Genomic DNA, 16,302 nt, shown 5'->3' with positions numbered 1-16,302 from the left:
ATGAAATATAAATATATAACAGCGATACTAATTGCGCTGGCCTTAACAAGCTGCGAAGATGAACTTACCACAGATCCTATAGGGGCGCAAACTATGGAACAGGCAAATTCTAAGCCTACGTTAACCTCTGTAGAAAGTTCTGTAACCTCTTCTTACGATATGTTATCAAATAAATTAAACCAACTGGCCGAATGGGATTGGAATGGAGGTTTAGTGTTTCAAAATGATATTATTATTGATGATATCGCATCTGATGACATGGAAAAAAAATGGTCTCCAGACGGCGACCAGCCCTGGATGGATGAAATCAATAATTTTACTTTTACTTCGACAAATGGAGGTCCTAACGGATTGTGGAAATACAATTATGAAGGTATCAAAAGAACCAACATTGCATTGAATTTTTTATTAAATCCAGACATTGAATCAATTACCGGAATTACAACCCAAAGAAAAAACCAATTACTGGGCGAAGCTTATTTTTTGCGTTCATACTACTACTTTTCATTGGTAACAAATTTTGGCGATGTCCCTTTAATTCTTGCTCCTATAAAAACATATCAGGAAGCTTTTGATAAAGCCGTAAGAGCGCCAAAAGAAACCGTATGGAGCCAGATTAAAACCGATTTAGAAACAGCAAAAACACTTTTGCCAAACACAAAATATTCCTCAAGTACAGAAAAATGGAGAGTTTCTAAAGGAGCGGTTATTGCACTTTTGGCCAAAACAGCGTTATACAACAAAGACTGGGCGGACGTAACTACTTTAGTATCAGAATTAGAAACGACAGGTTTTTATAGTCTTGATGCGAATTATTTTGATAACTTTAATATGAATAAGGAGTATGCAGACAATGAGGTAATTTTTTCTTATAACCACGTTAAGCAAGCAGATCCGAGAAAAGGAAATGGAATTTGTGCGCCTCTTGGATGGGGATTTTTTGCTCCAAGTACTGATTTCTTAGCCTCGTTTGAACCAAATGATCCTAGAAAATTATATACCGTAAATACTTCTGAACAATGGGTTAATAAACTTTTAGGAACTACAGACGGAGGAAACAAAGGCGATGACGATGCTCCAAACAATAAAGTTTTCATTCGCTATGCCGACGTTTTACTTTGGAAAGCAGAAGCACTTAATGAAACTGGTAATTATTCAGGCGCTATTGATATTATAAACCAAATTAGAGCAAGAGCCAGAAATACAGTAACAACCGTTACGGTTAGAGTCATAGACCCTAAGTCGACAACTACCCCACCTGAAACGATGCCAGTTACTTCTGTTGGTCCTCCTCCACCCGCAGGAACATTACCAGACAGGCCAAATTCTGGAGATAAAGCTACTGTAAAAGCTTGGTTAATTTCTGAAAGAAGAGCCGAGTTAGGTTTTGAAAATCAAAGAATGCCCGATTTAAAAAGATGGGGAATTGCTAAAGAAGTAATGACTGCTCACGGAAAAATTTTCTTAGACAAACATATGCTGTATCCAATTCCGCAATCTGAAGTAGATGCCTCAGCAGGACTTTTAACACAAAATCCTGGATATTAAAACAAATCTATTTCCAATTTTTAATTGCCTCCAGCTTTAGCTGGAGATCTGGAAAGGAAATGAGACCAGGCTTTAGCCAAAACACTTAATTATTTCGGCTAAAGCCAAATTTATTATCAATTCTTCAACCTCCAGCTAAAGCTGGAGGCAATTAAAAACGATAAAAATAAAACTAAAAAATATGAAAGATATAGCAAAACGTTTTGCAGATAACCCATTATTATCACCTGCAGACATCCCAGCAAGCAGAGAAGGATTAGAAATTACCTGTTTATTAAACCCGGGAGTATTTCAATATGAAAATAAAACCTGGCTGGCAGTACGTGTTGCCGAAAGACCAAAACAAAAGGATAATATTATTTCTTTTCCGATATTGACTGAAACCGGTTCTATTCAAATTATTGAAATAGCAAAAAATGATCCTGAATTAATAGCTACGGATGCCAGAGTAATTAATTACAAAGGAGTTGATTATCTAACGACATTATCTCATTTACGTTTATTATGCAGCGAAGACGGACATAATTTTTATGAACCCGAAAATTATCCGTCACTTGTTGGAGAAGGTATGTTAGAAACTTTTGGTATAGAAGACTGCCGCGTTGCCGAAATCGAAGGAACGTATTATCTAACCTTCACTTCAGTTTCAGACAACGGCGTTGGTGTTGGCCTGCGTACTACAACCGATTGGAAGAACTTTACCAAACACGGTATGATATTACCCGCACATAATAAAGACTGTGCCATTTTTGAAGAAAAAATAAACGGATTATTTTATGCTTTACACCGCCCAAGCAGTGTAGATATTGGCGGGAATTATATCTGGATTGCCTCGTCTCCTGATGGCATCCATTGGGGAAATCATCAATGTATTATAAAAACAAGAAAAGGTCTTTGGGACAGTAAAAGAGTTGGTGCCGGAGCCGCTCCAATAAAAACAGAAAAAGGATGGCTCGAAATTTATCACGGAGCCAATGAAAATCATCAATATTGTCTGGGTGCTTTTTTAATGGATTTAAAAGATCCTTCAAAAGTAATTGCAAGAACCATAGAACCCATTATGGTCCCTGCGACAGAGTATGAATTAAGCGGATTTTTTGGAAACGTAGTATTCACCAACGGTCATATTGTAGAGCCAGACGGAGACACACTTACCATGTATTATGGCGCATCAGATGAATTTGTATGCGGTGCTCAATTTTCGATTAAAGAAATCCTTTTACTTTTAAAAAATAGCTAATGTTTAAAAAACTTATATCAGAAATTGATCATTTTAAAAGCCAGACCCATAATTTTCGTATTCTTATTTTCACCAACTTAGTCTACGCATTAGTATTGCCGGTTATCGATATATTTGTTGCCGCTTATATTATGCGAAACTCTAATGATACCTCAAAAGTAGTTATATACCAATTGGCAATTTATACCGGGATTCCGCTCACGTTTTTATTAAACGGTTTCCTGCTGAAACATATCAATATCAAAAAATTATATTCAATTGGGATGATGCTCAGCGGCGTTTCGATGATTATAATGATGTCTTTAAAAACGCTCGATTTAATCGGGATTGGTGTTGCCGGGATTACTATGGGACTTTCATTTGGTTTGTATTGGTCAAATCGCGATTATCTGGCTTTGTCCATAACAAATGATGACAATCGAAATTATTATTACGGATTAGAAACTTTTATTTATACCATAATTGCCATTGCAATACCAGCAGCAATCGGCTTGTTTATACAGTCAAAAATAGGCGAAGATCAAAAACATCAGGCTTATGAAATTATAACTGCTGTTGTTTTCGTAATTACCATTATTGCTTCGGTGGTTTGTTATAGAGGTCAATTTGTAAATCCCGTTCAAAAGCAATATTTGTTTTTCAAATTTCATCCGCTTTGGTACAAACTGTTATCACTTGCAGCCTTCAAAGGTTTGGCACAAGGGTTTTTAGTTACCGCTCCTGCCATGCTTATTTTTAAAATATTAGGTGAAGAAGGCGCATTAGGGAAAGCACAATCTATCGGAGCTGTTTTAGCCGCAATTATTATTTATTTCATAGGCCGTTTTTCTAAACCATCAGACAGGATCAAAACATTTTCAGTTGGATTAATTCTATTTGCTTTAGGCGCATGTTTAAATGGTTTCCTTTTTAACAAAATGGGCGTAATAATCTTTTTATTATTACTGCTTATAGCAAAACCTTTAATGGATTTAGCCTACTTCCCTATTCAGTTAAAAGTAATTGACATTGTTTCTAAAATCGAAAAAAGAGGTGAATTTGCTTATATCCTAAACCATGAAGCCGGTTTATACCTTGGAAGACTTTTAGGAGCTGGAACTTTCTTAACCTTGTATTTTGTTGTATCTGAAGATTTTGCTTTAAGATATGCCATTGGTATTATCGCATTATTGCAGTTATGTTCCATTTACATCAGCAAAAAAATCATCAAACAAGGTCTTGAACTTTCACCAGATGAAGAAACAGAACCTAAAGTATTAGAAGCAGCAGCGGCAAGACTGCTTTAAATTAAAAAAGAACAAAATGAATACATTTATAAAAATAAGCACTTCGTGTCTGTTAGTTTTAAGTTTAACAGCAGCTGCACAAGTAAAACAGCAAAACATACCCCGTGTAGCACAAATGCCTGATTTACCACAGCCATTAAAAATTATTGATTATAAAAAACTGGCTTTAGATTTTGATAAAACAGTTTACGATTTTAATGCTAAAGGTAAATTTTGGCCAATGGTCTGGATGGATGACAGCAAGAAAAATTACCCGCAAACAGTTGTTGGATTATATACTGCTGTTGCAGATGTAAGACAAGGTCAAAATCATAATAAAGGAATGTTTCATGAAGCCCTCGCAACAATGGGCGCGACATTAGGAGCCACATTAGTAGGAATAGACAAAAACAATTCGCAAAACCTAAACTATGTTGGCATGTTGAAAAACTATTTCAACAAAGACACCAACTGGAATATTATGATGAATAATACTTGCCCCGAAGTTGCTTTATTGGGCGGAGGTTATGGACGTGATTGGTGGTATGATGTATATCCGAATCTTCTGTTTTATGCTATTTATGACAAATATCCTAACGAACCCGGTTTTACAGAAATCGCCAGAAGTATTGCAGATAAATTTTATGAAGCCGATGTAATTTTAAACGGCAATTACGAATACTCCTATTTTGATTACAACAAAATGAAACCCATGACAAACAACATCTGTACACAGCCAGATGCTGCGGCAGGACATGCATGGGTTTTATACATGGCTTATAAAAAATTTGGTGATGCCAAATACTTAAAAGGAGCCAAAAGTGCATTAGCAGCATTAGAATCGCAGTCTAAAAACCCTACTTATGAAGTTTTAATGCCTTTTGGAGCTTATTTAGCAGCAAGAATTAATGCAGAACAAGGCGCAAAATACGACACAAATAAAATGCTGGCTTGGACTTTTGACGGAACACCAATTTGTCGTGAAGGCTGGGGTTCATTAGTAGGAAACTGGAATGGTATTGATATTTCGGGTGTTTTTGGCAGTACAGTAGATCACGGCGGATACGGCTTTTTAATGAACACTTATGATGCTGCCTGGCCGCTTATACCAATGGTAAGATATGATCAATCGTATGCTGTATCAATTGGAAAATGGATGTTGAATGCTGCCAATGCTTCTCGTTTTTTCTATCCGCAATATATGCCGGACGAACATGAAACAATACCCGAACTAGCTGAAGTTTCAAAAGGCGTTATCGGCTACGAAGGAATTATAAAGCAATCTAGTTATAAAGAATATGAAAATCTAAAAGGCCCTGTAGCACAAGGCGACGGCCCGCTTTGGGTACCTGGAGAAAATCCGAAGGAATCTCAATTTAGTGTTTACGGCAGCGGTCACGTTGGTATATTCGGAAGTATTATCCGTGAAACCAATGTTACCGGAATATTACAATTAAATTTATTAGCAACCGATTTTTATAGCGATAAGGCTTACCCTTCTTATCTGTATTATAATCCATATTCAGCAAGTAAAACAGTAACTGTAAAGGTTGAAAAAGGAGCTAAAGTAGATTTATACAATACTGTTTCTGGAAGTTTTATTGCTAAGAATATTTCTGTTTCTGCAAAAATAAAAATGGATGCATTAAGCGCCGCTGTAATTGTTCAAGTTCCTTCTGGTGGAAAAGTAAGTTATGAAGGTTCAAAAATGTTAGTTAACGATATTGTGGTAGATTATAAATCGCAAGACAAAAAATAAGAACCCTTTTCGGTTTAGTTTTATACACAATCTTGTCATTCCGAGGAACGAGGAATCACACACGACACTCGACAAAGATTGGCGACATTTCTTTGCGGAGTTTCTAGTGCGATTCCTCGTTCCTCGGAATGACAAAAATGAGGATAATTAAATGGACAATAATACTATGAAATCTAATACCTTAAATTATATATTCATTTTTCTAATAATCCTAAATATAAATCCAGCAATCGCTCAAAAAACAACTGATCAAAAATGGTGGAAAGAATCTGTTTTTTATCAAATCTATATGCCAAGTTATGCTGATAGTAACGGAGACGGATATGGTGATTTTAAAGGAATGACTAAAAAATTAGATTATCTAAAAGAATTAGGAATAAAAGGCATTTGGCTTACACCTTTTCTGACTTCGCCAAAAGTGGATAACGGTTATGATATTGCCAATTATTATGAAGTAGACCCAACGTATGGTACTAAAGCCGATTTTGACATTTTTTTGAATGAAGCCCATAAAAGAGGAATAAAAGTAATTATCGATATGGTTTTAAACCATACCTCTACAGATTGTAAATGGTTTCAGGAATCGAGAAAATCAAAAGACAATCCGTATCGCGATTATTATATCTGGAAAGATGAACCCAATAATTGGGAATCTTTTTTTGGAGGTACAGCTTGGGAAAAAGACGCCGCAACCAACCAATATTACTATCATAAGTTTGATAAAAGAATGGCCGATTTGAACTGGTCAAATCCAAAAGTAGTTGCTGAGGTTCAAAAAATACTTCGTTTTTGGCTTGATGCCGGTGTAGACGGTTTCAGGTTAGATGTAATCAATTTCCTGACTACAAATGGCATTACAAAAGATAATCCGATAAAAAACGGGCAGCAGGAACATCTAAACGACATTGATCAGGAAGGCGTAAAAGATGCCATGAAAATTATAAAATCGACCGTAAATGAATACGATAACCGTTTTATTGTAGGAGAAATTGGAAGCGATAAAATCGAGGTTTTAAAACAATATCAATCGCAAGATTTATTGGATGTTGTTTTTAATTTCAATTTTGGAAGTATCAAAGAATTTTCGGCTCAGCGTATTTTTGATGAATTGCAAAGTATGGAAAAAAACATGAGTAACTATCCTACTTTGTTTTTTGGAAGCCATGATATGCCCAGAATGATTGACAGACTGGCTGACGGAAATAAAGACAGAGCTACTGCCCTTGCTGCTTTAATACTTACTGCAAAAGGAGTTCCGTTTATTTACTATGGCGAAGAAATTGGTATGCATAATATTATCGCCCAAAACATAAACGAAATGGTCGATATACAAGGTAAAACCCATTATCAATTGGCAATTGCACAAGGTAAAAACGACAAAGAAGCACTTCTTGAAGGAAACGAACACAATCGCGATAAATCACGAAGCCCAATGCAATGGAATGCAGAAGCATTTGCAGGATTTTCAACAGAAAAAACCTGGATTAAAATCAATCCTGATTATAAAGAAATAAATGTAACTGCTTTAAAAATTCAAAAAAAATCTATTCTTAACAGCTATAAAAAATTGACTGCTTTACGAAATAAAGAAAAAGTTTTGCAATATGGCAGCTATGATAATCTGGAACTTAATGGAGATCAAATTTCATTTACACGATCTTTTGAAAATGAGAAAATTACTGTTGTAATTAATTTTGGTATAAAAAAAGTAATAACACTACCAAAGGATGCAAAAATATTATTAGGTCAAAAAGAGTTAAAACCAAATAGTTATATTATTTATAAAAATTAGTTTTCATCCTGCAAGGTTTTCGAAACCTTGTAGGTCTTAACTATTTTAGAACCATACCTACAAGGTTTCGAAAACCTTGCAGGACTAACAAATCTAACTGTTTAATTGTCGACTATTTCAATTCAAAAATAAATGATTCTGAAGGCGCTATTTCAACTATAATAGTCCCTTCTCCGTTTTGTACAGTCAAAATGTTTTTCTTATCCAAATACAATTGATCCGTAAGCACATATTCACCATCTTTTAAATTCCATTTTAAAATAACATCAGATGGAATTTTCAAATTAAACGTACTAGTTTTTTCAGATGAAAAATTAGCAATTATAATCAGTTTTTGATTTTCTGACCAACGAACATAAGAATAAATTGATTCATCATGACCCACATTATTTTGGCGGTTTACAGATTGAATCTCTTGAAAATCTCCCATTAAAGCGGAACTGCTAATGGAAAAATTCAATAATCTTTTATAAAAATCACGAAGATTTTTTTCTGACTCAGATAATTGTCCGCCGTCAAATTTTCCTTCGTTCATCCATTTTTGATGATTTGGAACCCCAATATAATCGAAAATAGAAGTTCTCGAACGAGTTCCGAAACCTGCATTTTCATTTCCCGCCTCTCCTACTTCCTGTCCAAAATAAACCATTGTTGGCGATGTACTTAAAGTTGTCGAAACCACCATTAAAGGTTTACCTCGTTCTGGCGTTCCGGCAAATTCTGGAGAAGCTAAACGCTGTTCGTCATGATTGTCAAGAAAATGAAGCATATGATGTTCAATATCCGCCATTCCTTTTTGAATATCAGATAATCCATCCGGAGAAGATTTTCCGCGAATAACATCTTTCAGTTTATCATACGTTTCTACTTTATCATACAAATAATCCATTTTTCCTAGACGAATGTAATTTCTGTATTCCTTTGGATTATAAACTTCTGCCAATAAAAAAGCATCAGGATTTTTCATTTTAATTGCAGAATTCATATAACTCCAAAATTCGTATGGAACCATTTCGGCCATATCATAACGGAAGCCGTCAACACCTTTTGCTGTCCAGTATAAAGCTATTGATTTAAATTTCTTCCACGAATCTGGAACGTCTTTATCCTGCCAAAACGCAAAATGTTCCTGATATGATTTTTGGTCAAAACCAACCGGAAGTTCAGGGAAATCTTTTGAACCATCTGGGCGAACACCGTAATTTACTTTTACTGTTTCATACCAGTCATTTTGATCTGGTTTTACTTTACGGGAACCATTTCCTGTCCACTTTGCCGGATTTTCATCAAAAACACCATCAACAAGCGCATTTTTTTCTCCATTTAAAGGAATATCTCCATCTGGAATTTCAAAATGCACATTTGGAATATAGTAGAAATTATTATCCCGTTTATATTCGGCAGTTATATCATCATCGGCACCAAAATCTTTTACACCTTCGGGATTATTTTTCCCTTCGTATTTACGCGCAATATGATTTGGAACTATGTCGATAATTAATTTTAAACCTGCTTTATGAGTACGGGCAATTAAATCTTCAAATTCCTGTAATCTGTTTGCAGGATTTACTGCTAAATCAGGGTTTACATTATAATAATCTTTTACAGCATACGGTGAACCCGCACGGCCTTTTACCACTTCAGGATCGTCATTTGAAATTCCGTAAGCTGTATAATCATGAACTAAAGCATGATGCGGCACGCCTGTATACCAAATATAAGTTACACCTAAATCTTTTATTTCGTGAAGCGCTTTATCTGTAAAATCATTAAACTTTCCAACCCCGTTTTCTTCAATAGTTCCCCACGGTTTATTCGTTTTGTTTTTATTCCCAAATAAACGGGTAAAAACTTGGTAAACAACAATTTTATGATCTTTTGAATTTTCTTCCTTTACTTCACTCATTTTTAAATCTTTTGTCTTGCAGCCCGAAAACAACATCGCTGCGGCCATTCCCGCAGCAATAAATTTACTTTTTATCATAGTTTTTTAAATCTAAACGTATCTTTTTGTGGAATTAGAAATCTAAATCCAATTCCTAAATTTAGTTTATTTTTTATAACTCCGAGGAATGCTATTTCAATTTATCATTTTACAATAACGAAATCGTTAACTACAACGTGAGAGTTCATGGTTTTGTTGATAAATTCAAATGAGGTTCAAAGGGACAAAGGCTCAAAAGGACAAAGGTTTTAAAATCATAAAAAACTTTGAACCTTTGCCACTTTGTACCTTTGTCCCTTTTGTATCTTTGAACCTCTGAACCTAAAAAGATAAATTAATGCTAATAACAATCTAAGGTTGTATCCTTTTTTATAAATTTGACAAAAATTTAATCACTTGAAGAAATTACTCTTTTTTATATCTTGTCTGCTTTTATTAAGTGTTCAAATCATTTCTGCGCAAGCACCAAAAAATGCGCAGGGGCCAAAAAAAATCAACATAGAACATTCTGATTATTTAGATGTAGATCAAGCTACAGCACCTGATGCAGTCTTGCTTACCGGAAACGTAAAAGTAAACCATGACGGCGTAGTTCTTACCTGTAATAAAGCGTATTACTTTCAGAAAGAAAATTATCTTAAAGCCTTTGGTAATGTACAATTAGTACAAGGTGATACTTTGTTTTTAAATAGTAAATATGCCGAGTATAACGGAAATATGAAAAAAGCTTTTGCAACCGGAGATGCTGTAATGACTTCACCAGATGCAACTCTGCAAACAGACACTATTAATTTTGACCGAAATACCCAAGAAGTTTTCTATAATACAAAAGGCACTATCGTGAACAAAGACAATACTTTAGTGAGTAAATCTGGAAAGTATTTTGTAGCCGAGAAAAAATTTCAGTTTTTGACAGAAGTTACCATAACGAACCCAAAGTATGTTATAAAATCAAATCATTTGGATTATTATAGTAATTCCGGTCATACTTATTTACTTGGTCCATCTACAATTACCAGTAAAACCAATTATATTTATACTGAAAAAGGGTTTTACGACACGAAGAAAAACCTCGCCCACTTTCTGCGGAAATCATATATAAAGTACGACGACCGACTCATTGAAGGAGATAGTTTATTTTATAATCGAAACACTGAATTTGCATCGGCAACACGAAATGTAAAAATTACCGATTCTATTAATAGAGGGCTTGTAAAAGGTCATTATGCCGAGATTTACAAACTAAAAGATTCAATGTTTGTAACCAAAAGAGCGGTTGCTATTAATTTAGTCGAAAACGACTCTGTTTATATTCACGGACAAAAACTAATGGTTACCGGAAAAGAAGGCGAACGAATTTTAAGAGCGTTTAAAAATGTCCGCTTTTATAAAACCGACATGAGCGGTAAATGCGATTCGATACATTCAAATTCTAAAACTGCTTTAACAAAACTGATTGGAAGTCCAATTTTATGGAACGGCGACAGCCAGATTACCGGGGAGGTGATGCATTTAATTGGTGATAACAATACAAGAAAGTTAGATTCATTAAAAGTTATTAATAACACTTTCCTCATTTCCAAGGACACTTTAGGAACGGGGTATAATCAGGTCAAGGGACTCAATTTATTCGGAAAATTTAAAGAAGGAAAACTCCATGATGTTGACGTCGTCAAAAATACCGAAGTCGTTTATTTTATGCGGAATGATGCCAATGAATTAATCGGGATTAATAAGAATGTGAGCAGTAAAATAAACCTGATTCTGGAGAACAATGCCGTAGAAACCATTACATTTTTTAATCGTGTTGACGGAGATATTTTCCCAGAAGCTGATTTACCTGAAAATGCCCGTAAACTACGAGGTTTTGTATGGCGCGGCGACGAAAGAATAAAATCAAAAGACGATATTTTTACTGCCGAAGAAAATGAAATGAACGACAAATTAGTCAAAGAAGGAAAAGAGCAGGAAGAAAAAGATAAAAACGTTCCTATGAAGGTCAGGAAAGAAACTTTAGATTACGATAAGAAAAAACCAGCCGTGAAAACAGAAACTAAACCTAAAGTTAAATAGTTTTCAGTTTTCAATCGCAGTTTTCAGTCACGGTCGCAGTCTCAGTTTTCAGAACTTGAAACACATTTTCAGTTTCAGCTTTGAGATCTTTGCATCAAGATGTAATCTTAATTTTAACCTTACAAACTTTGCGTAAATCTTTGCGATCTTTGCGGTAAAATTAGTCGTAGTTTTTAGTTTCAGTATTCAGTCGCAGTCATAGTTTTCAGAGTCTGAAACAAAAACCTGAGAACCTTAGTACCTTTGTCACTTTGAACCTTTAAAAAAATGAACCCAGATTTTATAAAATACCAGGCACAAACTTCTCCTTATCCTTTAGGAATGGAAGTTTCGCACGCCATAGGATCTTACATATACGATACAAACGATAAAAAATATCTAGACTTTGTTGCCGGAGTTTCGGCTTGTACACTCGGGCATCAGCATCCGAGAGTAAATCAGGCTATAAAAGATCAGTTAGACAAATATTCGCACGTAATGGTTTACGGAGAATATTCGCAAAGCCCCGCAGTACAATATTGCAAATTAATGGCCTCACTCCTGCCTGAATCCCTAAACAAAACTTATTTAGTAAATTCAGGTACAGAAGCAATTGAAGGCGCTTTAAAATTGGCAAAACGAACAACAGGACGCAGTCAGCTTATTTCTTGCCACAATGCCTATCACGGAAACACAATGGGTTCTATGAGTGTTATGGGATTTGAAGAACGCAAACGAGCTTTTCGTCCACTGCTTCCAGATGTAGATTTCATTACATTTAATAACGAAGCCGATTTAGAAAAAATAACCACCAGAACCGCTGCCATTCTGTTAGAAACTATTCAGGGTGGTGCCGGATTTATTCAGCCCGAAAATAACTTTCTGCAAAAAGTCCGTAAGCGTTGTGATGAAGTTGGAGCCTTAATGATTGTAGATGAAATTCAGCCGGGTTTCGGGAGAACCGGAAAACTTTTCGGTTTTCAAAACTATGATGTTGTACCAGATATTGTTGTTATGGGAAAAGGTATGGGAGGCGGAATGCCTGTTGGTGCTTTTATTGCTTCGGCTGAAAAAATGGATCTTTTAACCGAAAATCCTAAACTGGGACATATTACCACATTTGGGGGGCATCCTGTCATTGCGTCAGCTTGTTTGGCTACTTTGCAGGAATTAACTGAGACAAATTTAATGCAGGAAGCATTAAAAAAGGAAAAACTCTTCAGATCGCTTTTGGTACATCCTTTGATAAAAGAAGTTAGAGGAAAGGGATTAATGCTTGCAGCAATGACAGAAACGGCAGATATAACAAATCAGGTTATTTTAAACTGTCAGGATAAAGGATTAATACTGTTTTGGCTTTTGTTTGAAGGATGTGCTATCCGGATAACACCGCCGCTTACCATTTCTGAAGAAGAAATAAGAGAGGGCTGTTCCATAATTTTAAATGTTATGGATGAAATTTTAAAAGCGGGCAAATAACTAAATAATCTGTTAAAAATCAGAATATTATATTTAAATTTGGAGCGTAAAATCTAAATTCATTGTTAATTAAATTGTTCAAAACAATTAATTTTCCTTCCCCACATCAATTATATGGATGCCTAAATTTATAACAGGCTAATTTCAAATAAAACAAAGTATGCAATTAAGCAACGAAGAAGAAGATTATAACCTATCCTTATCAAAATTTGAGTCGATGTTAAAAACTAACAAAGTGCTCTTTTTTGATTCTGAAGAATTTGAAGAAATTATTCTTCATTATTTAGATATAGGCAAGGCTAATTTAGCAAAAAAGGCCTTAAAACTTGCATTAGACCAACACCCAAAATCTACAGGCTTAAAATTAGTACAAGTAGAAATGCTGGTTTACGAAGACAAACTTGAGATCGCTGAGAAGCTTTTAAACGAGTTGTATGCAATCGAACCAAACAACGAGGAAATCTATATCCAAAAAGCAAATATTTGTTCTAAAAGAGACCAGCACGAAAAAGCGGTAGAATTACTTAAAATTGCCCTGCAATATACTGATGACTACGCCGACGTGTACAACTTGATTGGAATGGAATATCTTTTTATGGATAATCTTGAACTGGCAAAAGAAAGCTTCATCAAATGTCTTGAAGAAGATTTAGAAGATCAATCTGCCTTATATAACGTGGTTTACTGTTTTGAATTTTTAGATCAAAATCAGGAAGCTATTGTATATCTGAACGACTACATTAACAAAAACCCATATAGCGAAATTGCATGGCACCAGCTTGGAAGACTGCATTATGGCGTAAAAGAATACGAAAGTGCTATTCGTGCTTTTGATTATGCAACCTTAATCGACGATGAGTTTTTAGGTGCATTTATGGAAAAAGCAAAAGCTTACGAACGTCTTAAAAAGTACAATGAAGCTATTGAAAGCTATAATCGTACAATTGAATTAGACGACGCGACTTCGTATGCCTTGCTGCGTATTGGTAAATGTTATGAAAAATTAGGAAATGCTGTAAAAGCACTTCAGTATTACAACCAGACTGTTCACGAAGATCCGCTTTTAGATAAAGGCTGGATTGCAATTACAGATTTTCATGTTCGACAAAAAAACTTTCAAAAAGCATTATTTTTTGTCAATAAAGCATTAGCAATCGACAATCAAAATCGTTTGTACTGGAAACGTTATGCAACGATAAACAAACAAATGAACTTTTTTGAAGAGGCTGAATTCGGATACAGAAAAGCAGTTGAATTTGGAGATTATGCTCTTGATACCTGGTTATATTGGGTTGATATTCTTCAATTTCTTGGTGAATTCGAAAGTGCTATTCAAACATTGCTTCAGGCATCAGAATATTTTCCTGAAGAAAATGAAATTGAGTATCGTTTGGCAGGATTATATTTTATGATCCAAGATAATACAAAAGCAAAATTCCACTTAAGCAATGGACTTCGTTTAAACTTTGATAATTATATTCTTATCGAAGATTTGTTTCCGGTTGTATGGACAAAGAAAACAGTTAGAAATTATATCGAAAAACACAGAAAATAATAATGATTGGTATTTTAAAAAGGCGTTTTGGCTTATTGGGCCGTAATATTAGTTACTCATTTTCAAAAGGTTATTTTACAGAAAAATTTAATGACGAAATTTTTGCAGGCAACAGCTACGAAAACTTTGACATTGCTGATATTAACCACTTTACCGGATTACTAAAAAACAATCCGGATTTGAAAGGCTTAAATGTTACAATTCCTTATAAAGAGCAGGTCATTCCTTTTTTAGATAAACTATCAAAAAAAGCAGCTTTAATTGGCGCTGTAAATACAATTAAGTTTACCAAAAATGGAAAACTAAAAGGTTACAACACCGATTATTACGGCTTTAAAAAATCATTAAAACCATTACTGGAACCGCATCATAAAAAAGCATTGATCCTTGGTACCGGCGGGGCTTCAAAAGGTGTTGCGTTTGCACTTGATGAGCTTGGTATTCTTTATACGTTTGTTTCAAGAGAAGCAAAAGAAAATATCATTGATTACAACTTGATTAATGCCACTACTTTTGATAATTATCAAATCATAGTTAATTGTACACCAGTTGGTACAAGTCCAAATATTGAAGCTTGTCCTGATCTTCCTTATGAGTTTTTTACAGAGAAACATATCGCATACGATTTAATTTATAATCCTGCCGAAACTCAATTTCTTAAAAATGCTAAAGAAAAAGGGGCTGTAATTAAAAACGGATACGATATGCTTATTTTTCAGGCAGAGAAAGCCTGGAAAATTTGGAACAAATAAAAAAATACAAAATGTAGGAAATTAAAGTATTTTTTGTAAATTGGTCTACTCATTTGTAGACAGTTATGAAAAAATCAATACTTTACTTCTGTATTTTATTTTTTATTTCACTTGCTTCCTCAGCACAACAGGATTCTCAAAACACAAATAAGCCTTCGAAGAATCCATACACAGAAGCCCGATATCATTATTATCTAAAAACTATTTTACTTTTTAATGAATATTTAGATACTGATTCCGGCTCATTTAATACAACCGAGCTTAGGTTTCTACACCCAATCGCCAATAAGGCATGGAATTTAAGGGTCGATCTCCCTTTAATTTCTACTAATACTTCTTCTATAAACAAAACCGGAATTGGGGATATTGGAGTTGGAGTCAGCTATATTCCATACTTAGAACATAAAAACGGAGGAGTCGCTTTTCGCGCCCGTGTTATATCAAATTCTGCCGTTGATCCTGCTTTAGGGTCAGGAAAATGGGTTGTTGCCCCTGCTGTTTTCTATGGAAAATATCTGGTTATGAATAAATTGCTATGGATAAGTTCTTTAGAAAACCAATCTAGTTTTGCAGGATCAAGTAATAGAAGTGATATCAATACAACATCTTTTGAAAACTACTTTATGTACATTTTTGGAAAAAACTGGTTTGCTGCCGATGCCGCTTTTAGATACAATAATACAAATAAGGGTTACCCCAATAATGCTTTTGTAGAATTTGGCCGGAAAATAACAGCAAATGATATGGCATACATACACCCAAGTGCTGCTTTTGGAAATCATAAGTCTTATAATTGGGGAATTGAAGTTGGAATGCTGATTTTATTTTAATCAGGAATCAACAAAAGTTTCTATCAAAAAACGTTAGTTTAACCTCAATCTTCTAAAAATAATAGGAAATCAAAATTTTTATTTC

Annotated in this window: 11 protein-coding genes; 10 read left to right on the top strand and 1 reads right to left on the bottom strand. The window is 34.7% G+C overall.

The features are described from left to right. The 5 genes from AABD74_RS13195 to AABD74_RS13175 all read left to right on the top strand — a co-directional run bounded on the left by AABD74_RS13195 (position 1) and on the right by AABD74_RS13175 (position 7,604). A complete protein-coding gene (locus tag AABD74_RS13195) occupies positions 1 to 1,548 on the top strand; it encodes a RagB/SusD family nutrient uptake outer membrane protein (protein WP_406843159.1) in 1,548 nt (515 codons plus the stop codon). Between the two features lie 181 nt (positions 1,549 to 1,729). Continuing rightward, complete coding sequence (locus AABD74_RS13190) at positions 1,730 to 2,788, top strand: glycoside hydrolase family 130 protein (RefSeq protein ID WP_406843158.1); 1,059 nt, start codon at positions 1,730 to 1,732, stop codon at positions 2,786 to 2,788. Next, a complete protein-coding gene (locus AABD74_RS13185; RefSeq protein ID WP_406843157.1) occupies positions 2,788 to 4,074 on the top strand; it encodes an MFS transporter in 1,287 nt (428 codons plus the stop codon). The genes AABD74_RS13190 and AABD74_RS13185 overlap by 1 nt, the downstream gene beginning before the upstream one ends. Positions 4,075 to 4,090: 16 nt before the next feature. Next, positions 4,091 to 5,812, top strand: coding sequence for a hypothetical protein (locus tag AABD74_RS13180; RefSeq protein ID WP_406843156.1), 1,722 nt, complete (start codon positions 4,091 to 4,093; stop codon positions 5,810 to 5,812). A 151-nt stretch (positions 5,813 to 5,963) separates the two neighbouring features. After that, positions 5,964 to 7,604 carry an alpha-glucosidase gene (locus AABD74_RS13175; RefSeq protein WP_406843155.1) on the top strand — a complete coding sequence of 547 codons (1,641 nt, stop codon included), beginning with the start codon at positions 5,964 to 5,966 and terminating at the stop codon, positions 7,602 to 7,604. 112 nt (positions 7,605 to 7,716) lie between these two features. Here the strand turns inward: AABD74_RS13175 and AABD74_RS13170 are convergent, their stop codons facing one another. Further along, entirely contained in the window at positions 7,717 to 9,588 is a 1,872-nt protein-coding gene (locus AABD74_RS13170; protein WP_406843154.1) for an alpha-amylase family glycosyl hydrolase, read from the bottom strand. 357 nt (positions 9,589 to 9,945) lie between these two features. Between AABD74_RS13170 and AABD74_RS13165 the strand changes: the two genes are divergently transcribed. The 5 genes from AABD74_RS13165 to AABD74_RS13145 all read left to right on the top strand — a co-directional run bounded on the left by AABD74_RS13165 (position 9,946) and on the right by AABD74_RS13145 (position 16,217). After that, a complete protein-coding gene (locus tag AABD74_RS13165; RefSeq protein WP_406843153.1) occupies positions 9,946 to 11,622 on the top strand; it encodes an OstA-like protein in 1,677 nt (558 codons plus the stop codon). Positions 11,623 to 11,889: 267 nt separating this feature from the next. Next, positions 11,890 to 13,080: an aspartate aminotransferase family protein gene (locus AABD74_RS13160; protein WP_406843152.1), complete on the top strand. Its 1,191-nt coding sequence runs from the start codon at positions 11,890 to 11,892 to the stop codon at positions 13,078 to 13,080. 160 nt (positions 13,081 to 13,240) lie between these two features. Next, positions 13,241 to 14,635: a tetratricopeptide repeat protein gene (locus tag AABD74_RS13155; RefSeq protein WP_053473553.1), complete on the top strand. Its 1,395-nt coding sequence runs from the start codon at positions 13,241 to 13,243 to the stop codon at positions 14,633 to 14,635. Between the two features lie 2 nt (positions 14,636 to 14,637). Beyond that, a complete protein-coding gene (locus tag AABD74_RS13150) occupies positions 14,638 to 15,387 on the top strand; it encodes a shikimate dehydrogenase family protein (RefSeq protein ID WP_406843151.1) in 750 nt (249 codons plus the stop codon). A 65-nt stretch (positions 15,388 to 15,452) separates the two neighbouring features. After that, a complete protein-coding gene (locus tag AABD74_RS13145; protein WP_406843150.1) occupies positions 15,453 to 16,217 on the top strand; it encodes a lipid A phosphoethanolamine transferase in 765 nt (254 codons plus the stop codon). The last annotated feature ends 85 nt before the right edge of the window (positions 16,218 to 16,302 follow it).

This window comes from Flavobacterium soyae (assembly GCF_045348165.1).
Lineage (GTDB): Bacteria > Bacteroidota > Bacteroidia > Flavobacteriales > Flavobacteriaceae > Flavobacterium > Flavobacterium soyae.
This window is presented reverse-complemented; position numbering and strand designations above follow the sequence as displayed.